Below are 16,883 nucleotides of genomic sequence, written 5' to 3'. Positions count from 1 at the left end.
TATGACGAAGGAAAAAAAAGCGGGCGGCAAATGCTGCCAAGTTCCAAAGATTGCTGAAGGCGGCGCGATAGCTAAACCTGCTGCTGTCGATCCCTCAAAAGCTGCTATTTTTCATTATGACGAAACCGGCACACTGACCGTTCACCAGGAGCGAGCCGAGCAGGCATTCGGTTCATCCGATCCGAATTTCATTGTTGGCATCGCCAATCAGTTATTCGAAGCAGGCCAATCGTTGAGCGTTACCAGCCACGACGGAAGCGCTTTCACGGCGTCCATTGTGGCCGGAGTTCAGCCGAGGGATCCAGTCGAAGCGATGCTCGCGGCGCAGATGGCCGCAATCCATAACGCGACTATGAAATTGGCGAACCGGATCAATCGCACGGACACCATTCCGCAATATGACAGCGCGTCTCGGTCGCTCAATCAGCTTTCGCGCACATTCGCAGCCCAGGTCGAGGCGTTGACCCGATACAGATCCGGCGGGCAGCAAAAAATGACCGTCGAGCACGTTCATGTCCACGAAGGCGGACAGGCCATCGTCGGCAACGTGTCTCATGGCAAGAATGGAGGGGGTGACATTGGTCGATAACGTCACCCTCATGAATCTGGCACCTCGATGCCGTGCTAGAGCAAAGCACAGCGGCGTGCGGTGTAAGTCGCCAGCGGTGAAGGGATTTAACGTCTGCCGGATGCATGGCGCTCGGGGTGGAAATCGTTCCGGCACACAAAACAGCAATTACCGGCATGGCGCATATACCCGCGAAACCAAGGCCTTACTGGATGAGTACCGCAGCCTGATGAAGGTCTGCCGGGAAACAATCGAAGACTTGTAATCAGCACGAGGACGCAATGAGCGAGCAGACATTGAAAACTTCCTACGACGACGACCCGATCATGTTCGGCTTCTTTATGGGCTGCGTCCGCTGGGCGCTCGGAGAAAAACGGGTGATGGCCGAATATCGAAAACAAACTGGCGATGCATTTTCACCCGCCACCACAGCAGAGGCTCGCATGATTGACCAGGCGACTGGCGCAGACTTCGCATTCCTGCAAAGATTCTCGGATTGGGTGGAAGAGAACCTATTCGGCACACCAGATCAAATTTTCAGCGAGGACGCATGAATATTCACGCTGCGTCCAATTTGGACGTTGAGAAATTCCGCAAGGTTTATGCGCTGGTTACTGGCGGTGCGACAGATGGCGAGCGAGCGGCAGCTAAGGCGAGAGCCAGCAAGATTGCAGAGCGTGCCGGGATGACACTTTCCGAGGCTGCGTCGAAATTGGACACGCCAAAGAAGCCGAAAACTGCCAATTTCTTCGAAGGCTTCGATGATAGGATGGAAGCAAAATATCCGGGGGGGAAGGCGAGGGAAGCAGCAGCACGTGCAGAGCGGGAAAATGAACGGCTGCGGAAATGTCGAGAACTGTTGAAAGAATTCGGCAGTGAGGACGCCATATTTGCGGCAACAGAACAGGAGCACCTTTTACGAGCCATGCTCGAACCGCTGGCGGACCGATCTGAATATTCCAACAGCACTGATACCTATATCAGCGGCTATGCTGGCTGGATATGTCGCGAGCCAACGCCGAAGCTATGGGAAGCCTTGGAACGCGCGTATGCCCTACCACCCGATGTTCAAGGCGCATGGGCTGAGCATGAGCGCTGGCGACATCTGACTGATGCGCGCTATGTTTTCGACACCATGTATGAACCCCCGATCTGGGTCCGGGCGCGTGAGGCGGCACTCGAACATCTGCTTGGCACCCTGCCAGCGCGAAATGCCGATGATTTCCGCACCCGGCTTCTGTGGCTCGGAGAACTGAACGGCAGGGACTATTCGCGTGATGTTCACGAGGACGCTGCACTGATATCGACTTTGCGAGCCGACTTCGATGCTTTGTCCTCAGCGGGCAATCTTTTCACGACCGGTGCCCCGGATGCGTCATCGCGTGAGACTGTCCAAACTGGACGCCGTACCAATGCCGACAAGCGTGCAGCCGTCTTGTCCATGTTGGACACTCAGCCAGAACTGTCCGACCGAGAGATTTCACGGCGTACCGGCAGCAGCCCGCAGACCGTTGGGAATTGGCGTAGGCGTACCGGCGCCGCATGACAGATTGTCGCACCGTCATATTGCCCTGCTGTTTTACACAACCACGAACAGCCCTGAATGATGGCGAACGCAATATATAACTATCTGATTTAACTACATAATTATCGAAACGCGCCCTCTTTCGTGATACATTCGTATTAACGAAAGGAGACTGCAAATGCGCGCAAATGTTGCAATGGCCGATTACATTCTCATCCGCGTTTTCAGGGAAGAGAAGCAGGCCTTGAAGGAAGTCGCTCGAAAGAAGGGCACTTCGCTTTCCGAACTGGTTCGAGCCTCGGCATTGGCCGAAGCCGAACAGCGGATCGAGGCTTGAGCAGATGAACAAGCCCCTCATTCGCCCCTTCAGAACCAGCAACGGCTCTTACATTCTGCATCCCGCCTTCGTGCAAGGCTTGATCCAACAGCTATCGCTTCAGAATTTCGACAATGAGCGGAGTGTCGTTGACTGGGCAACGGCGCGGGAAGAAATCCAACTGGCGGTGCAAGCCTTTGAAGAAATCGCCGTAGCGGACGCGCAGTTCAATGGCGAGACAGAAGAAACAGCCCAAATCCAAGCGCTCGGCATTTTCGACAGCTTCGTCGCAGGCGCGACAGGCGTTCAGTGAAAGTGAAACCCATGGCAAATTTCGATCTACGTTTTCTCGGTATTCCAGACCTTCCGAATATGCTCGTGGCTCAGCCTAATCTGGTGCCACAAAATATGCTGACAGCCGCATCCGCTCAGCCAGCGCAGCCCGCCATCGATCTAACGACAACCGGCGCCACACCTTCGAAAGAGCAAATCCCAAAAGGTGGCATCATGGCCGCATTCGAGCCGCCGCAGGGCAATCTCAGCGCGCCAGTTGCGGTCAGTCAAAACGACCCCAACTATTATCCACCCGCACCGGATGCAAATCGTGCACCTGTCAACAATCGTCCATTTGTCCTGCCACAGCAGCAATCAGCGCCACAGGTCGCGCAGCAGCCCGCGCAGGGGCTGTTTAGCAACTCAGCAGGCTTAGATTTGGGAACTGTGTCCGCCTTCCTCCAAGGGTTGGGTCGCGGGAACGGCTTGCTCTCGGCTATTGGTGGTGGCCTCGGCGCTGTTCAGGAGCGCAAACAAGAAAACCAGACCATGAAGTATCTGACGGCACAGGGCTTTTCCGCGCCGGAAGCACAGATTATTTCCCGAAGCCCGCAGGCCGTCGTTCAGGTCATGCAGAATATCCGCAAGGGACAAGACCCCAAAGCCAATCTCGAATTGCAAAAGCTTGGTTATGAAGTCGATGCTGCGCGCCTCAAAGCTCAAGGCGGAGACCTAATCAATGTGGGCAACGGCAATATTTACAATCCTGCATCCGGCCAATGGCTGACTGCGCCGAATGGCGGCGGCAAGGATACGACCGAAATTCAGAACTATAAGTTTGCCAAAGAGAACGGTTATACCGGCTCTTTCACGGATTTTCAGACTGAAAAGACGCGCGCGGCGAAGCGGACAACCATTGGCGGGACAACGATCGATTTCGAAGGGCTGCCATTGATTTCGACGGACCCAAACACCGGCAGACCGGACGCCCTCGCTCAGGAGGAGTTCCTGAAAAGTCTGCCGCGTGAAACTGCTACTTTGGTGAAGAAGGTGGCGAATTATGAAATGCCTATCACCAGCGTTACATCATTACGTTCGGGAGAACGGCAGCAGCTAGCGCAGCTTGTCGGGATGTACGACCCGTCATTTGATGCCACGCAGTCCACTTCGCGGACCCAGACCCGTAAGGATTATTCCACCGGTGAAATGGCCAAGCTCGCTTCGTCAACCAATTTGGCTATTCAGCATATGGCCGGCATGGTGGACGAGCATAACAAGCTTGAAAACTCTTCCTATCCCGCATGGAATGCGATAGCGAACAGCTTCAGCCGCCAGACCGGCGAGAGCGCCCAGCAGGCATTTGAGACTTACAAGCTTGGGGTTGCCGAAGAACTTGGCAAGGCGTTTCATGGGACGGGCGCTGTGCCTGAAAGCGCAGTAAGGGAATGGAAGGACGCTATCAGCTCAAGCAGTTCACCTGAGCAGCTCAAAGCTGCGGTGAGTTCGGCTCTGCATATGCTGGCAGCACGCACTGAGACGTATAATCAGCGATATGAACAGAGCATGGGCGGTAATCAGGCTCCAGGTTTTCTGACAAAAAGTTCTGTCGCTGCACTCCAGAAAATGGGCATCGACCCCGCCCAACTGGATCCACGATTTGTAGACAAGCAGACGCCCTCTATCCCGATTAGTTCAGGCACGGGTCGGTCCGGCAATGTCAACGGCTACAAGATCGAGAGGGTGAACTAATGCCACAGTTTCGCATTACCGCGCCGGACGGCAGCGTTTACAATATCACTGGAGACAATGAGCAAGGTGCGTTTGATGCCTTGCAGATGTATTTGGGACAGCAACCCGCGTCTGACCAGCAGGACCAGAGTATAAGTGCCGACCAGATGACAGACGGCCTGTCCGACCTCTCTCGGCTTTCGCGGCCCGCTTATGACAACAATATCGCGGGCGCTGGTCAAACTTGGGTGGAAGGGGCTGGCAATATTCCGGTTGTCGGCCCGGCACTTCGTGGAGCATCGGATTTCATTGGCAGCAATCTTTATGGTGCGGCTACAGGCGAAGACCCAGCCCGTATTCGCCAACAAGTCGGCATTCGTCGTAAGGTTCGCGAAAACCAATATCCTATGTCGGCTCTATCTGGCGAGATAGCCGCCAATATCGCGCCTATGGCCGCAGGCGCTGCTGCATCACCAGCCATTGCCGAAGGCCTCGGCATGACGGGCGGATTAGGAACCCGTGCCGTGAATTCTGCTGTTTCCAATGCCGGTATTTCAGCGGCGGACACACTGGCTCGGGGCGGCGACGGTTATAACGCAGCTGCAAATGGTATCGTTTCGGGAATGGCCGGAGGTGCTATTCCGCTGGTTGGGGAGGCGCTCAGTCGCGGGGCCGGTGCGATTTACAATCGGTTTGCACCCACGGTGAATGCCATGCTTGATCCAGCAGATGAAGCCGCGCGCCGAGTAGGTGTAGCTTACGCTCGCGACATGGATATTGATCCGCGTCTCATGATGAACTCCACCGACGAAGCCGTGGCCCGCGCAAATAATCTGCCCATCGCCAATGTTGATCGGGGCGGTGAAACAACGCGTGCGCTGGCCCGATCCGTATCCAATCAGGCTCCAGAAGCAAGGGCAGCCTTCAATAGTCTTGCAGATGACCGTTTCGCGGCCCAAGGGGAGCGGGCATCATCATTCATCCGCAATCTGGTAACAGGGAGCGCTGACGATATCGGCCTGCATGAGGCAATTATCAAAGCATCGAGAGTATCCAATAAGCCAGCCTATGAGGCTGCCTATCGCAGCCCAAACGCCCAAGCGTTGTTTACAACCGACATTCAGGATTTGATGCAGTCGCCAACTTTCCGAAAGGCAATGGCAGACGTACCCGCAAAGAGCGCCGACCGAGCCGCCGTATCCGGAGGAAAGGCAATTCCGAACCCTTTCGAGCTTGATGGTGCGGGAAATTACGGGCTTCGCCAGAATGCGGACGGAACTGTTGTAAGCCCAAATCTCGAATTCTGGGACCATGTACAGCGTAATCTCCGCGAGATGCAGGAAAAAGCATTCAAAGGCGGATCTGATTATGACGGGGTGACAGTTAGACAGCTTCGTGACCGTTTGAATGGCGTTCTCGATCAGACAGTGCCGGAGTTCAGCACCGCTCGTCGAGGGGCGGCTGCATTCTTCGGAGCAGAAGATGCGCTGGAAGCGGGCAAGAAATTCGCCAATTCACCGCGGACGGTACCGGAAGCGCAGCGCGCTTTTGCATCCATGAAGGACGCTGAGAAGAAAGCATTCCAGACGGGGTACGCATCCGAACTTGTCGATAAAATCCGAGCCTCAAGTGACCGTGTGAACGTCATCAATAATGTTTTCAAATCCCCAGCGTCCCGCGACAGCATGGCCTTGGTTTTCGGTCCCGAAAAGATGAAACAGATCGAGGCGTATGTCAGGGTCGAAGACTTGGCCGACAAACTGCGCGGGGCAATGGGCAATTCCACAACCGCCCGCCAGCTTGTGGAGCTAGGACTGGGCGCGGGAGGCGGTGCAGGTGTCGGTTATCTGTTCGGTGGTGGCGATGGCGCTTGGAAAGGTGCCACGCTCGGTGCCGGGGCATCCATTGCCAAGAATGCGATTGGTGCCGCCAGTCGATCTGCCGATACGAAAACTATGATCCAAGTTGCAAAGCTGCTGACCAGCCGGGACAAGAACGCCATAAACATGACTGTTCAGCGGGCCTCGAAAACTCCCGCATTTATGCAGGCCATTGAGGACTTGGGCCGAGCGCTGGCCGTTCCGTCAAGGGCCGGGGTTTTGATGGCGAACTAGAAAATGCTGCGCAAATAATCGGCCAACGCAGGCGCATAAGTCACTTTGACCCACCAACCGAGCGGCAGCAATATCGCTGCCGCTATCAGATGGCCGAGAAACTGAAATGGATTATTCTCGTTCATGCCTGCGAACCCGCCTGTTTCCGTGAAGAGCGCAAGCGTAGCACAGCGGATGAATCCCGTGAATCCCTCCCGTATTAACGCGAAGAATGCGGGCAATCTCCCTCTGATAATACAGGGCGGAGCAGGGGAATTTCGCAGTCTATATTCCTAAGCCAGTAGTTGGCTCATCGGCATGTTTTGCTTTTTTTAAACGCGCCAATAGTGCAACAATCATTACGGTGCAGGCCATGAAAAAAACAGTCCTCTCGTCGTCTGTTGGGTTAGGCTTTTTTTTATAAGATTTCTCATAAATGCTCACTGCTTGGCTTCGTGTAGCAGTAGATGAAAGGGTAGCGCCCAACTCATGCGCCATGCTATTTCGAATTTTGCGAAGCGTGTCACAGCACTCCCGCTCAGTCTTTGTTAGAAGTCCAAGACTGAAGGCGACTTTAATTTTCTTGGAGAAAGCTCCCAAAGGCGCGCCATCACCTGAGAACAACTCCTTTTCATCGGCACCTTCGATCATGTTCATGTGAAGCAACCGTTGAAGGAGGTTGTCGACCATTGTAACTCCGACCAACACAAGAGCGCGGTCGCTACCATGGTCTTTTTCCTTAAGAACCTCATCGATGAAAACATCCGCTTCCGGCCAATGCTCTATCGCCATTCCGTAATCTCCCTTCCGACTTTAAGGCAAAATCTTCTAGCTGACGGGAGTTTAAGAACTGATTTGAATACAACTGTAAACGTCATTAGCTATAGATTCGACGCCGTTTTATAACGGCGGATAACGGGCCGCTTTTTAGCGGGGAATAGCGGGCCGGTTTCTACCGACGACAATCAGGGCATCGCCCTGAAAACAGCGGAGCAGCGTTTTTTTCTAGTCAGTCCTTGGCGAACATTTGCCGCTTTATTTCAGGCACCCTGCTCTCATTTTCAACACCGCTTCACACCTTTTCTTTTGAAAAGCGGGGTTATCGGTAATCCTTATTTTGCGGCGTTGAAGTCAAACAGCACCGCTGGTTGCATATCGCTCGGCGGGGATTTGTCCAATCGAGGAGCAAATCTATGTATCTGAGCGATTATTCACAGAACGCAAACCGAGCACAGCATGCCCGACGCCGTATCCGATATCTGGGTATTATGCCAAACGGCAGTCGGCTTTGGACGCCGGACGAGGACCAGATTTGCAGGCAATACGGCACGGATTACTCCGTTTTGATGGAAAAGCTGCCCCACAGAACATACCTCGCTTTGCGGAGCCGCTGCCAAAAGTTGGGGTTGCGCCCAAAGAGGCAGCTGATGACGGCAGCCGAACTGTCGAAGCTTCGACGCTTAGGCCCTACTGCGCCCGCCGAAAAGCTCTTGCAGGAGTTTCCTACACGAACATTGGCTCAGCTTCACGGTTTGAGGAAGCATTACAAAATTAGTCGCCCAAAGCCTCCGCTGGTGGCGACAGGTTATCCAATATTGGACGCTATTCGACAGCGCTGCGCCGAACTGAATTACACAATGGTCGATCTGGATGCATTGGCGCACACAAAACGCTACTTTCAGAACGGCGGATGGCATAGCGGAGGCATCAATTACAAGGCCGTGTGCAAGGCAATCGTCGCTCTCGACGGAGAAATCTCCGTGTGCTGGAGGGGCGAATGAAACTCGACCGTCTCTCTATCGCTGCCGAAATTGAACGCCTTATCGATATGCTTGACCAGCTAGACGACGATCCAGACCTCGAGCTGGAACCGCCGGAAGAACAGCACGATGCTGAAGCAGATCTGACCTGGACAAATGGCTACGCGCCTGACTGGTTCGTCATCGCTGAACGATCCAGACGAAAGGCGAAGGGCCTTCAGTGAGGCTTTATCTCGACAGCCTTCGACAATTTTGCTTTGATCCGCCTGAGGGTTGGGGGATCCAAGATTGTCGAAGGCGAAAAACTGGATATTCGGGGCTGCTGCGCTATTCGTTTTGGCCAAGGTTTTCGGAAATGACCAACCGTCACATGTGCCTCCGTCCACCCCTGTTGCGCCACAAGCTGCAACCAAACCCGCTGAGCGAGCGCCGCAGCCTTTAGGCTTCATTCAGGCAACGTCACCCCGACAGACAGACCAGCCCCCGCCCGCGGTTTATCGTCATCCCTTCATTGGAAAATGGCTTTATTCAACCGCAAAGGTAAACATGCGGTCCGAGCCTTCAACATCGGCGCCCATCGTCACAGCTATCGACCGAGGAAAAACAGCTAAGGTTTTAAACTACCGGTCAGGTTGGTTTAGCGTATCTTATGGCAATCGAACGGGATGGGTTTCTGAGCGCTATCTTACCGAAAACCCACCCCCTGCTCCGCCAAAAGCAATAACCACCCCTCGAACAGTCGCACCACCTGCCGCCGCCCGACTGGCTCCGGCGCGGCGTTCAGGGCAACCAGTCCGGTCTCCTTATGTTGGAACGTGTGATTGCCCGTACGACGTAATGCGAAATGGTCGGTTATGTGGAGGTCGGAGCGCTTACAGCCGCCCGGGTGGGCGCAACCCCGTTTGCTATTATTAGGGAATGGTTCGTGGTCGGTCCGATATGGAACATAGGCACCGACTCGCGATATGATTAGTCAAAATTCAGAGAATATTGGGAGGAATCATGCGGGGAATAATCGCGACGGGCATATTGTTGGTCGGCACATGCTGGCTTTACCCCTCTGAAGCGCAGACTTTCGGTGGGTACGATTGTACGCAAGATTGTTCTGGTCATAAGGCGGGATATGACTGGGCCGAAAGCAACGGCATATCAGACGAGGATGATTGCAGCGGCAATAGCAATTCTTTCGAAGAAGGCTGCAAAGCATATGTTGATGATTCTGATCGGGGTTCAGACGAAGACGATGACGGAAACGAGATTGATGAATGAAGGTACTGTCAGCCACCTTAACCGTTATAATCTTGGCTACCGTGCTGACGGGCTGCGCTAATCGCTCATGCCGCGATTGGCCGGGAACGTGCATGATTCAATGACCGATGGCGCGATTCCAAGCTGAAAATCACATCAACTCGTCTATTAAGAAGCTGTTATTCCTATTCTTTTACGGTGAAAGCCCCCTGAAATCGGACTGATCAAATCTTGCCCATCAAATAAGCGTATCAGCACCACAGAATAGACGGCTAAAACTCAGGAACGTTACTGCTTATCAATCAGTTCTATTTACAACATCAGTTAAAAAGTACAACGCCCAGAATACAGTCGTAGTGAAGGCTGAAAATATTATGAAAATACCGAGCGAAAATAACTGCCTCACTGTGTAGTAAATTACGTCTGAACCTTTCAGCATAGCCATGATGCTTGGGGCTGCGAAGCTCGAGAGTACAATGATTATAAAGGACACAAGCCCTAAAAAAGAAAGGTAGCCTAACAAATAGCATACGAACTGTCGCAACGAGAGCGCCCGACCATCCAAGAAAATTCCCACGCCAGCAGCGCGCTTATCTATCCGCTCTCCCGGACTTCCCATCGCTACGGATGCGAGCGCACCGATCAGGAAGGGAACAGCAAGCACCAAAAATACTTGCACGCTGGCAAGAATCCCGCTTGAGCCAAAAAGTGAGGGGCGAGGCGATAAGAAATTATATCCAGCCCATACCACTAACCCCACAGCAATAGGGATTATAAAATCGTATTTGGTTTTTTCTGGAGCGTGGATCGTCAAATAGCGTAAAGGTGCCAATATCCGAGCGCGATTTGGCCGCCTCGTTTCTTCCACATCCCCTAAAGTTATTTTGCGCGTTTCCATAAATCGTCCCGATCCAATAACTCCCGCATTCTATCGCGGATTTCTGGCTGTATTGTGCTCAACCAAAGTCCAGTAACTGTCGTGGTCTTTATGGTTTCTCGCGGACACATAAGCAAATCGGTGGCTCCTGCAACTGAGGGGCTTACTGCTCCACCCACTGTATTCCCATTGTTATGACGAAAATACAGTTTTGTTTTGTAACCCTTCATTTCATAGTGATTTTTAAGGGCCTGGAACCAACCTCTCTTCTCTTGAGGGTCTGCCGGCCCCTCTTTAGCGGAGACGCGTAGCTTTACCGAGGCAACGAAATCGTCATGAGCAAGAGACGTTTTGCCCGCAATGTTCTGCTTTTCATGTCTATGAGTAAATTCAAGATAGTTTAGCTCCTTGCCGCCATCCTCACCGAACATGCTCCGCCCGACGTCCGCGAAAAGCTCCAATCTTGGATGGTATTTGTAAGACTTGTTTCGGGTGCGCCCTTTTTCTTCGCGGACAACATCAAAAGTCCAGCCTTCGCTTTCGGCAACACGCCGAAGTTGCCTAGACAAAAGAAACTCAATATTGGCCCGTGACAAGTTTTGAATTGCTTCGATCGCACAACGATAACTTCCGTCATCATATTCTGTTTCGCTAGACGGCAGACGAACTACAACGTGTGCAGCGAATGAACCACGCTCTGTCGTACTTCCTGACAGATCCCTGCCGGAGAATGAAGACACGTCTTCAACTGGAAAACTTTTGATATTCTGGTCTACGTAACTCACCAGCATAGAAACGTATTCGCGTCCTTCGTGCTGATCACGAGAAAACGCGCTTATGCTAATAAGGTTTCTATCAGCGTTTATCTTCTTTCGATCGCCATCATCTAATGAATCACCATTTACATTAAAAAATTCAATGCAATTACCGCTTTTGAAGCGTTTTTCTAATATTTCGAACAGATGAGCACCAGAATGCAGCGGAGGCTTTTCGTCCTTTGCATGTGTGACATTTCGGCTGACCAAACGATTCAAAAGAATAATTCGATCAAAATATCTCTGCTTATGTTCAGTCATTTAAATCCCCACGCACCTTTAATGAGGTTTAAGCAGAACGTTCACCTCATGCGAGTCCCATTTTCTTCGTCGTAACCCTCACCTGCCGGAAGCCACCGGATGCTATTAGAATATTTTGTAATGAATCCAGTGACCTAATCGGACAACGCTTAGTTTGCGAATGAAATTCTAATCTGTGAATACAAATTGAGGGTTCGTTTAGATTCTTGCTTTCAGCGCGTTTGCGATTCTTGATAAGATGACTTCCTAAGCAATGATTCGCAGCAAGCTGTTGTTAGAGGTTTCTTATATTCCTCAACGCCACCCCCGGCCCGCTTGCCACCTGTCCATTCTCAAGAAATTGGACGCCTGCCGCTTCGAGAGCTTTGCTTATCGCCTCCAGATTGTTGACCACAGGCACATAACGACCGGCTTCACAAACTCAGAGATTTAAGTTCTCAAAGGCCCCAAATTCGTCTGAATACACAGAACGATGAAGTTCGGATCCCTTTTCTCTGAGAGCTTTCAAGTGACCATCGAGAAGATTGTGAGCCGCGGTAACTTTCTTATCGGCTTTCTTTTGCTTGAAATTTCGGTAGTGAAATCCTGGAGGATAAAAACCCAACTTCATTCCCCAAAAAGGTCCGCCGTGAACAATTAAGTTTCGCTCATTGGTAAGTGAAGCCAAACCACGAAGCGCTGCTATAATCCTCGCATAGGCCAGCGCGTCTTGTGCTTCCAATAAAGATATCAAAAACTGAATACGAGAATTCTCACCCGAGAATTGCGATAGTATTACGTCAGCTTGATCAGTGCTACATGCCAATCGTTTTGACGCTAATGAGCGCAATATATTACTTATTGTGCCCCAAAGTGTAACCGTTATACCTATTTTTATTATGAGAGATTCATCGCGTTCAAAGGGAGAGCTAAGATAATCGTCGTCCTTCGCTTCATATGGAGCATAGTTGGAATTGCTCATCGCTGTTCCTTCACGAGGAAAACTTCACCATCATTTATAGCCTATTTCCTCGCCTTGCCGCCTTCAGCGATAATTTTTATGCCTGATTGCATGTCGAGAACATAGAAAAAGCTGGCGGTTCCTGAAGCTTGCTTGTTTCGTCTTAAACTCTGAACTGCCCAGTCGTAGTCGCCAGCGACCACGCATTTCATATTCTGGCAGTCGGTACGGACGGAACTATCAATGATTTTGCTCACTCGGACTGGCCAGCGATTGAAGTATTCTCGCTTGTCTTGCAAAACAGCTTCATGGCTAAGAGTTTTTCCATAAAAATCCACCACAGAGCCATACGCTTTATCCGCAACAGTCAGCGCTGTAACCGTATCGTTCATGCTGCTGTTAACTACTAGTCTCACAAAGTCCGTTGCAACATTGGCCATTGATCCATTGTTTCGATCTGGTGAAGGCAGACTGGAAGGACTTTCCGACGCGGCAGCTGACGGCTCTGAGCGTGAAATCTGCTCTACCCCGTCTTTTCTCGCGGTAACATCGTTGAAGCACATCAACTGGAAGACAGAGGGTGACACCTTTGATGCCAGATCGGCGGAGCCTAGTGGCGGCTGGTCTTTGAGTGTCTCTGTTTCATACACGATATTTCGCGATTGCAAAAACAGCTCCAGAATGTTGCTCTTGATGGCGAAATTCACATTCTGCGGGATGCTGCCGGTATTTTTTATTGCGAATCCGTCATTGAGCCGCGCTGAGTTTATCCCAATTACCAACCCGTTTCGATCAACGAGCGGGCCACCCGAATTTCCAGGTTGAATCGGGGTTGAAACTTGTAAATATCGTGTGTCGTTCTCCAAGCCGATCAGAGAATTTACATTCCCCATCGTAATTTTGATGCCATCGGACAAAATCTGCGAAAGGGGATAACCAAGAGCGGCAACGTCTTCGCCTAGGCGAGCGGGAGAACCCCTCAGCTTCAATACTTGGCTGTTTGCGGGTAACGCAGCAATTCGCACCACTGCGAGGTCATTTTGCTTATCGGTCTGGATTTCCGATGCTTTACCCATGGAGGCCACAGTCACATAAGAGCAGCCATCAACAACATGGGCGTTTGTCACGATCCAGCCGTCCTTAGAAACAGCAAAACCTGTTCCCGAACTCGTAGCCTCATCCGCCTTTGCAGAAGACATGGCTATGCAAATGCCTATCGCAACGCTTCCGCTAAGAAAGCAAATTCGCCTCATACTGCCCCACCCCAAGACCTACCCTCGCAGGATCCATTAAACATAGGGCATACGCTAAAGTCTACAGAACTTGTCTCTCGATTTTCTTGCAGACGTAGCACTGGCCACGCAGTGGTGGAGACTAATCGTTCAAACGCACTCCGGCGCCGCCGCTCGTACTATCGCCTGCAGCGAGAAAAGTGACGCCTACGTCCTCAAGCGCTCTTTTGATTGCGGCCAAATTATTATGGGTCGGTATCCGCCTCCCCTTTTCAAAGTCGCGTATTGTTGAAAGCCCCAAATGAGAAGCCTGCGCAAGCTGCTCTTGAGACCATTCGATTAAGCCGCGAGCGGCGCGTGATTGTGCGGGTGTAATCATACGCGATAGATATCTCATTTAATTATTTTCATCAACCATCAACGAAAAGTGTTGACGCTTAACGTTAATAGATGGTAACCGTTAAAAATAAACGATAATCGTTAATCTCATGAAACGGATGACGATACAGATTTGACGATTCTGAAAATCAGGAGAAATCCAATGACGGAACATTCCATTCCGGCAAACGCCGAAGGCTTGTCCAACAGCAAGCAGAAAAAAGACACCCTGCTTGAGCAAGCAAAGAAGGCAAATGAAACCGCGAGCACGGTATACGCCATGATCGGCATTTGCCGCGCAGCGGTGGAATTTGCGGATGATCAGGAAGGCTACCTCTTGGCCCAGCATGTCCCTGCCAATCTCTCAAGAGTTCTGGAGACGGTAACTGAGATGGTGCTGGATATGGCCGAGGTTTTGGAGCGTGTCATTATTGAGGAAAGGGGGCGCGCATGATTACCCTTCCTGATATCTACGTTCCGGCTCAGACCAGATTACCCGTTGATCAAATGGATATTGGTTTGGATCTTCTACGCACCGTTCACGCAGGTTTGCAGGACCATACCTTTATCGACAACGATACGCTCCTTGCACTTAGCAAGACCATGTTCGTGGCGCTCGAAGCATTGGCGCCGGTACGCGATGTTTTGAACAAGGCCAATCGTGAAACGCCGCTAAAAACGCCAAATCACGAAAGTCTTGTCGAGGTTATTAAGGATTTCCATGCCGGAAACCTTGCATTCGCCGGATGGGAGCGCCGAGGCACGAATGAGGAAGAAGCTATAGAGGCCACTTATGGGCCTGCTCTATACAAGCTCGAAAACTGGCAAACGCCGTTGAGCAGCATTGTAGAGGTTCGTGAAGCCGTTCGGCTGGCCTTTAGCCCTGATGATGCAATCCTTAGCGATGCAGTCAAAGGACCGCTCCGGGCTGGGCTGATCTATCTCGAAAAGGTCACGGGCTGGAATGAGCCTGAAGGGCGCGCAGCATGAACCGCCGTTTCTTCCTCAAACTCTTGCCGGTTGCGAGTGCTGCCGTTGCACTTCCCGCCGTGGCTGTAGCTGCCGACAAAGCACCTCAGCCTAAGACCCCGGATGCTCTGCCCGCAAAGTGGCAGGGTGACGGCTATTATGAAGTGAAGGTCGGAAGTGACATGCAAGTGCAGAGCGTCGTTCGCTGGCAGGCATTCGACCACCCTGTAGATGGCCGTTGTTTTCGCTTCTCGCCGCGCATGCCGTTCTCAGGCGGGCAAATCGTCTACCGATATGACTGCGCCATCGATGATGTTCTCATTAAGAAAGTCGGGGAGTTTTAATCATGAAGCTCACCCGCATTTTTCTGGCATTCCTGCTTTTGCGCATCGCTCGCGGTGCGACCGAACTTTCAATCTGGGTGCTTCCAGCCCCGAATGGCGGTATGAAATGAGCAGTCCCGCCATATATCGCCTCCGCCGCCTTATGCTTGAGCAATGGATTGAGCAGGCTATTGCGCTTCTCGACCAGATTGACGGCGACCCGGATCTAGAGGACGGCGACGACGATTTCACAGACGAGCGCGAGAACCCGGAAAGGATGATGGGAGGGCAAGGACTATGAGCCAGCCAGCCAATTCATCCGCCGAGGTTCATGCCTTCCCCCGTCGCCATGGCTTCAATGCCTTCGAGCAGGCAAAGCAGGAACTGGCCGCGTTCAAGTTCTCATTGTTCGAAACGGTTGCTGCCGATCCGCTTTTGCGTGCGGGTCAGTGTCTCAATCTGATTATCGTCTATGCGTCCCTCGTAACTATCGACAAGAAGACGCTCCAGGCGACACCGGCTTATGCATCGAACGGACGAGTATTCGTTCGCGCTGGTGTTCGGTCGCATCACACAGCCGTCAAGGCGCGCAGGCTTCTCGAACAGCATGGTTATCTCATTCCGGTCAGCCGGAGGAATGGCATCACGGTCTACCGGATCGAGAACCCACATCATGAACGCGTTCAGATGCAAATTCAGGAATTGGAAGAGTGCCAACGTGAGATAAAAACCGAAAAAAATGTACGCAATAAGCCGCAATCCAGCATGGCAAATAATGCCCACCTTGACCGTACAGGGGTGGCAGAAAATGCCCACCCTGAAAATCGTAAGGATGGCAATAATTGCCCACCAAGGATGGCAGAAAGTGCCACCAATTACCTTAAAGGAATACCTTACAGGATTACCTGTAAAAGAGGGCTATGAAGAGAGCGACGGTTCTCCAGTTATGGGTGACGCCAAGGAGACGGTGAGCGAGGCCCCCAATGAGCCAGCGCGAACCGGCTCCGACTTCCCGGCAAACAAAAAAAACGGGTATGCACTCGCGGCAAATGGCGAAAATGAAAACACGCCTTTTGCGGTTCCAGCATCAAAGCAAGAGGCTGATAATTTTTTAGCGACCGTGTTCGGTTCGGATTTGAACCGGCTGCATGAGCGTGTTCTGGACGGATGCCGTAAGCGGCTCATGAATGGATTGCTCACCCCGGCATTTGTCCGCGCCCGTCTCGATGCACTGGAAAAGCCGCAGCCAGCTTTCGGAGGTGATTCCTATGCTCGATAAGCTCACGCGACCGCATGAAGGCTTTCCGCTCGCTGACCTTTCGCGACATCAATGCAAGTGGCCGGTTAATCGGGCGCAAGCTGGAGAGCTTCACCTGTTCTGTGGTGAGGCTGTCCAAGGTGGGCACCCCTACTGCGACGAGCATTGCCGGAAAGCCTACACTCGAAAGCTACTGGCGAAGTGATGCCTGTTGTCAAATGTTAACATTGAAAGCAGATTTGCGGCTTCTTGGTCAGTCGTAGCGAGCATAAAATAGGCTGTTTTACGGGAAAGCCGCAAAACTTCTCTCATTGCAGGA

25 protein-coding genes and 2 pseudogenes are annotated in these 16,883 nt (G+C 52.0%); 19 read left to right on the top strand and 8 right to left on the bottom strand.

All coding sequences use genetic code 11. The features are described 5' to 3' along the window. Nucleotide 1: 1 nt before the first annotated feature. From ACTJKP_RS06780 to ACTJKP_RS06745, 8 genes are all read left to right on the top strand, one after another. Complete coding sequence (locus tag ACTJKP_RS06780; protein WP_440630099.1) at nt 2–589, top strand: hypothetical protein; 588 nt, start codon at nt 2–4, stop codon at nt 587–589. Beyond that, entirely contained in the window at nt 579–833 is a 255-nt protein-coding gene (locus ACTJKP_RS06775) for an HGGxSTG domain-containing protein (RefSeq protein WP_440630098.1), read from the top strand. The genes ACTJKP_RS06780 and ACTJKP_RS06775 overlap by 11 nt, the downstream gene beginning before the upstream one ends. A 16-nt stretch (nt 834–849) precedes the next feature. Further along, nucleotides 850–1,122: a hypothetical protein gene (locus ACTJKP_RS06770; RefSeq protein WP_440630097.1), complete on the top strand. Its 273-nt coding sequence runs from the start codon at nt 850–852 to the stop codon at nt 1,120–1,122. Further along, nucleotides 1,119–2,114, top strand: coding sequence for a winged helix-turn-helix domain-containing protein (locus ACTJKP_RS06765; protein ID WP_440630096.1), 996 nt, complete (start codon nt 1,119–1,121; stop codon nt 2,112–2,114). The genes ACTJKP_RS06770 and ACTJKP_RS06765 overlap by 4 nt, the downstream gene beginning before the upstream one ends. Before the next feature lie 157 nt (nt 2,115–2,271). After that, a complete protein-coding gene (locus tag ACTJKP_RS06760; RefSeq protein WP_440630095.1) occupies nt 2,272–2,430 on the top strand; it encodes a plasmid mobilization protein in 159 nt (52 codons plus the stop codon). 4 nt (nt 2,431–2,434) lie between these two features. After that, nucleotides 2,435–2,722, top strand: coding sequence for a hypothetical protein (locus ACTJKP_RS06755; protein WP_440630094.1), 288 nt, complete (start codon nt 2,435–2,437; stop codon nt 2,720–2,722). An 11-nt stretch (nt 2,723–2,733) separates the two neighbouring features. Then, nucleotides 2,734–4,431, top strand: a complete 1,698-nt coding sequence (locus ACTJKP_RS06750; protein ID WP_440630093.1) for a hypothetical protein — start codon at nt 2,734–2,736, stop codon at nt 4,429–4,431. Next, the gene (locus tag ACTJKP_RS06745) at nt 4,431–6,524 is read left to right on the top strand and encodes a hypothetical protein (protein ID WP_440630092.1); all 2,094 of its coding nucleotides are present in this window, start codon (nt 4,431–4,433) and stop codon (nt 6,522–6,524) included. Before ACTJKP_RS06750 ends, ACTJKP_RS06745 begins: the two co-directional genes overlap by 1 nt. On the opposite strand, the gene ACTJKP_RS06740 is transcribed toward ACTJKP_RS06745, so the two are convergent. Both ACTJKP_RS06740 and ACTJKP_RS06735 read right to left on the bottom strand, forming a co-directional pair. Next, complete coding sequence (locus tag ACTJKP_RS06740) at nt 6,521–6,649, bottom strand: hypothetical protein (protein WP_440630091.1); 129 nt, start codon at nt 6,647–6,649, stop codon at nt 6,521–6,523. The genes ACTJKP_RS06745 and ACTJKP_RS06740 overlap by 4 nt on opposite strands. Before the next feature lie 139 nt (nt 6,650–6,788). Beyond that, the gene (locus tag ACTJKP_RS06735; protein ID WP_440630090.1) at nt 6,789–7,295 is read right to left on the bottom strand and encodes a hypothetical protein; all 507 of its coding nucleotides are present in this window, start codon (nt 7,293–7,295) and stop codon (nt 6,789–6,791) included. 635 nt (nt 7,296–7,930) lie between these two features. Between ACTJKP_RS06735 and ACTJKP_RS06730 the strand changes: the two genes are divergently transcribed. The 3 genes and pseudogenes from ACTJKP_RS06730 to ACTJKP_RS06720 form a co-directional block, all read left to right on the top strand. Then, nucleotides 7,931–8,284, top strand: coding sequence for a hypothetical protein (locus ACTJKP_RS06730; RefSeq protein WP_440630089.1), 354 nt, complete (start codon nt 7,931–7,933; stop codon nt 8,282–8,284). Then, nucleotides 8,281–8,487, top strand: coding sequence for a hypothetical protein (locus ACTJKP_RS06725; RefSeq protein ID WP_122241791.1), 207 nt, complete (start codon nt 8,281–8,283; stop codon nt 8,485–8,487). The genes ACTJKP_RS06730 and ACTJKP_RS06725 overlap by 4 nt, the downstream gene beginning before the upstream one ends. 322 nt (nt 8,488–8,809) lie before the next feature. After that, nucleotides 8,810–8,890, top strand: a pseudogene (locus tag ACTJKP_RS06720) (SH3 domain-containing protein); the annotation flags it as partial. A gap of 58 nt (nt 8,891–8,948) precedes the next feature. Here ACTJKP_RS06720 and ACTJKP_RS06715 read toward each other — a convergent pair. After that, nucleotides 8,949–9,230 carry a hypothetical protein gene (locus ACTJKP_RS06715; protein ID WP_440630143.1) on the bottom strand — a complete coding sequence of 94 codons (282 nt, stop codon included), beginning with the start codon at nt 9,228–9,230 and terminating at the stop codon, nt 8,949–8,951. Nucleotides 9,231–9,265: 35 nt separating this feature from the next. Between ACTJKP_RS06715 and ACTJKP_RS06710 the strand changes: the two genes are divergently transcribed. Then, the gene (locus ACTJKP_RS06710) at nt 9,266–9,532 is read left to right on the top strand and encodes a hypothetical protein (protein WP_440630088.1); all 267 of its coding nucleotides are present in this window, start codon (nt 9,266–9,268) and stop codon (nt 9,530–9,532) included. A gap of 277 nt (nt 9,533–9,809) precedes the next feature. On the opposite strand, the gene ACTJKP_RS06705 is transcribed toward ACTJKP_RS06710, so the two are convergent. The 5 genes from ACTJKP_RS06705 to ACTJKP_RS06685 form a co-directional block, all read right to left on the bottom strand. Continuing rightward, nucleotides 9,810–10,409, bottom strand: a complete 600-nt coding sequence (locus ACTJKP_RS06705; RefSeq protein WP_440630087.1) for a hypothetical protein — start codon at nt 10,407–10,409, stop codon at nt 9,810–9,812. Next, complete coding sequence (locus ACTJKP_RS06700; protein ID WP_440630086.1) at nt 10,391–11,464, bottom strand: hypothetical protein; 1,074 nt, start codon at nt 11,462–11,464, stop codon at nt 10,391–10,393. The genes ACTJKP_RS06705 and ACTJKP_RS06700 overlap by 19 nt, the downstream gene beginning before the upstream one ends. A 421-nt stretch (nt 11,465–11,885) precedes the next feature. After that, nucleotides 11,886–12,425, bottom strand: coding sequence for a hypothetical protein (locus ACTJKP_RS06695; protein ID WP_440630085.1), 540 nt, complete (start codon nt 12,423–12,425; stop codon nt 11,886–11,888). A gap of 41 nt (nt 12,426–12,466) precedes the next feature. Continuing rightward, complete coding sequence (locus ACTJKP_RS06690; protein ID WP_440630084.1) at nt 12,467–13,603, bottom strand: S1C family serine protease; 1,137 nt, start codon at nt 13,601–13,603, stop codon at nt 12,467–12,469. A 175-nt stretch (nt 13,604–13,778) separates the two neighbouring features. Then, nucleotides 13,779–14,015: a helix-turn-helix domain-containing protein gene (locus ACTJKP_RS06685; RefSeq protein ID WP_122241805.1), complete on the bottom strand. Its 237-nt coding sequence runs from the start codon at nt 14,013–14,015 to the stop codon at nt 13,779–13,781. Nucleotides 14,016–14,177: 162 nt separating this feature from the next. Between ACTJKP_RS06685 and ACTJKP_RS06680 the strand changes: the two genes are divergently transcribed. The 7 genes and pseudogenes from ACTJKP_RS06680 to ACTJKP_RS06650 all read left to right on the top strand — a co-directional run bounded on the left by ACTJKP_RS06680 (nt 14,178) and on the right by ACTJKP_RS06650 (nt 16,769). After that, nucleotides 14,178–14,468 carry a hypothetical protein gene (locus tag ACTJKP_RS06680; RefSeq protein ID WP_440630083.1) on the top strand — a complete coding sequence of 97 codons (291 nt, stop codon included), beginning with the start codon at nt 14,178–14,180 and terminating at the stop codon, nt 14,466–14,468. Next, nucleotides 14,465–15,004: a hypothetical protein gene (locus ACTJKP_RS06675; RefSeq protein WP_440630082.1), complete on the top strand. Its 540-nt coding sequence runs from the start codon at nt 14,465–14,467 to the stop codon at nt 15,002–15,004. The genes ACTJKP_RS06680 and ACTJKP_RS06675 overlap by 4 nt, the downstream gene beginning before the upstream one ends. Beyond that, on the top strand, nt 15,001–15,327 hold the full coding sequence (locus tag ACTJKP_RS06670) for a hypothetical protein (RefSeq protein WP_440630081.1): 327 nt from the start codon (nt 15,001–15,003) through the stop codon (nt 15,325–15,327). The genes ACTJKP_RS06675 and ACTJKP_RS06670 overlap by 4 nt, the downstream gene beginning before the upstream one ends. 106 nt (nt 15,328–15,433) lie before the next feature. Then, complete coding sequence (locus ACTJKP_RS06665) at nt 15,434–15,607, top strand: hypothetical protein (RefSeq protein WP_002965525.1); 174 nt, start codon at nt 15,434–15,436, stop codon at nt 15,605–15,607. Further along, nucleotides 15,604–16,177 (top strand): annotated as a pseudogene (locus tag ACTJKP_RS06660) (hypothetical protein); the annotation flags it as partial. The gene ACTJKP_RS06665 and the pseudogene ACTJKP_RS06660, both read left to right, overlap by 4 nt. Then, nucleotides 16,172–16,585, top strand: a complete 414-nt coding sequence (locus ACTJKP_RS06655; protein WP_440630142.1) for a hypothetical protein — start codon at nt 16,172–16,174, stop codon at nt 16,583–16,585. The pseudogene ACTJKP_RS06660 and the gene ACTJKP_RS06655, both read left to right, overlap by 6 nt. Continuing rightward, entirely contained in the window at nt 16,575–16,769 is a 195-nt protein-coding gene (locus tag ACTJKP_RS06650; protein ID WP_440630080.1) for a GcrA family cell cycle regulator, read from the top strand. Before ACTJKP_RS06655 ends, ACTJKP_RS06650 begins: the two co-directional genes overlap by 11 nt. Nucleotides 16,770–16,883: the final 114 nt, after the last annotated feature.

The organism is Brucella sp. 22210 (assembly GCF_052045675.1).
Classification (GTDB): Bacteria; Pseudomonadota; Alphaproteobacteria; order Rhizobiales; family Rhizobiaceae; genus Brucella.
The sequence above is the reverse complement of the archived record's forward strand: the minus strand, read 5'-3'. Positions and strand labels throughout refer to the sequence as shown.

What these genes read in the sequence shown, in the direction of transcription:
- ACTJKP_RS06695 (WP_440630085.1), bottom strand. Translation starts at nt 12,425, where the DNA reads ATGAGCAATTCCAACTATGCTCCATATGAAGCGAAGGACGACGATTAT.
- ACTJKP_RS06650 (WP_440630080.1), top strand. Translation starts at nt 16,575, where the DNA reads ATGCTCGATAAGCTCACGCGACCGCATGAAGGCTTTCCGCTCGCTGAC.
- ACTJKP_RS06700 (WP_440630086.1), bottom strand. Translation starts at nt 11,464, where the DNA reads ATGACTGAACATAAGCAGAGATATTTTGATCGAATTATTCTTTTGAAT.
- ACTJKP_RS06685 (WP_122241805.1), bottom strand. Translation starts at nt 14,015, where the DNA reads ATGATTACACCCGCACAATCACGCGCCGCTCGCGGCTTAATCGAATGG.
- ACTJKP_RS06675 (WP_440630082.1), top strand. Translation starts at nt 14,465, where the DNA reads ATGATTACCCTTCCTGATATCTACGTTCCGGCTCAGACCAGATTACCC.
- ACTJKP_RS06725 (WP_122241791.1), top strand. Translation starts at nt 8,281, where the DNA reads ATGAAACTCGACCGTCTCTCTATCGCTGCCGAAATTGAACGCCTTATC.
- ACTJKP_RS06740 (WP_440630091.1), bottom strand. Translation starts at nt 6,649, where the DNA reads ATGAACGAGAATAATCCATTTCAGTTTCTCGGCCATCTGATAGCGGCA.
- ACTJKP_RS06770 (WP_440630097.1), top strand. Translation starts at nt 850, where the DNA reads ATGAGCGAGCAGACATTGAAAACTTCCTACGACGACGACCCGATCATG.
- ACTJKP_RS06730 (WP_440630089.1), top strand. Translation starts at nt 7,931, where the DNA reads ATGACGGCAGCCGAACTGTCGAAGCTTCGACGCTTAGGCCCTACTGCG.
- ACTJKP_RS06755 (WP_440630094.1), top strand. Translation starts at nt 2,435, where the DNA reads ATGAACAAGCCCCTCATTCGCCCCTTCAGAACCAGCAACGGCTCTTAC.
- ACTJKP_RS06670 (WP_440630081.1), top strand. Translation starts at nt 15,001, where the DNA reads ATGAACCGCCGTTTCTTCCTCAAACTCTTGCCGGTTGCGAGTGCTGCC.
- ACTJKP_RS06705 (WP_440630087.1), bottom strand. Translation starts at nt 10,409, where the DNA reads ATGGAAACGCGCAAAATAACTTTAGGGGATGTGGAAGAAACGAGGCGG.
- ACTJKP_RS06765 (WP_440630096.1), top strand. Translation starts at nt 1,119, where the DNA reads ATGAATATTCACGCTGCGTCCAATTTGGACGTTGAGAAATTCCGCAAG.
- ACTJKP_RS06690 (WP_440630084.1), bottom strand. Translation starts at nt 13,603, where the DNA reads ATGTCTTCTGCAAAGGCGGATGAGGCTACGAGTTCGGGAACAGGTTTT.
- ACTJKP_RS06735 (WP_440630090.1), bottom strand. Translation starts at nt 7,295, where the DNA reads ATGGCGATAGAGCATTGGCCGGAAGCGGATGTTTTCATCGATGAGGTT.
- ACTJKP_RS06780 (WP_440630099.1), top strand. Translation starts at nt 2, where the DNA reads ATGACGAAGGAAAAAAAAGCGGGCGGCAAATGCTGCCAAGTTCCAAAG.
- ACTJKP_RS06760 (WP_440630095.1), top strand. Translation starts at nt 2,272, where the DNA reads ATGCGCGCAAATGTTGCAATGGCCGATTACATTCTCATCCGCGTTTTC.
- ACTJKP_RS06665 (WP_002965525.1), top strand. Translation starts at nt 15,434, where the DNA reads ATGAGCAGTCCCGCCATATATCGCCTCCGCCGCCTTATGCTTGAGCAA.
- ACTJKP_RS06710 (WP_440630088.1), top strand. Translation starts at nt 9,266, where the DNA reads ATGCGGGGAATAATCGCGACGGGCATATTGTTGGTCGGCACATGCTGG.
- ACTJKP_RS06750 (WP_440630093.1), top strand. Translation starts at nt 2,734, where the DNA reads ATGGCAAATTTCGATCTACGTTTTCTCGGTATTCCAGACCTTCCGAAT.
- ACTJKP_RS06680 (WP_440630083.1), top strand. Translation starts at nt 14,178, where the DNA reads ATGACGGAACATTCCATTCCGGCAAACGCCGAAGGCTTGTCCAACAGC.
- ACTJKP_RS06745 (WP_440630092.1), top strand. Translation starts at nt 4,431, where the DNA reads ATGCCACAGTTTCGCATTACCGCGCCGGACGGCAGCGTTTACAATATC.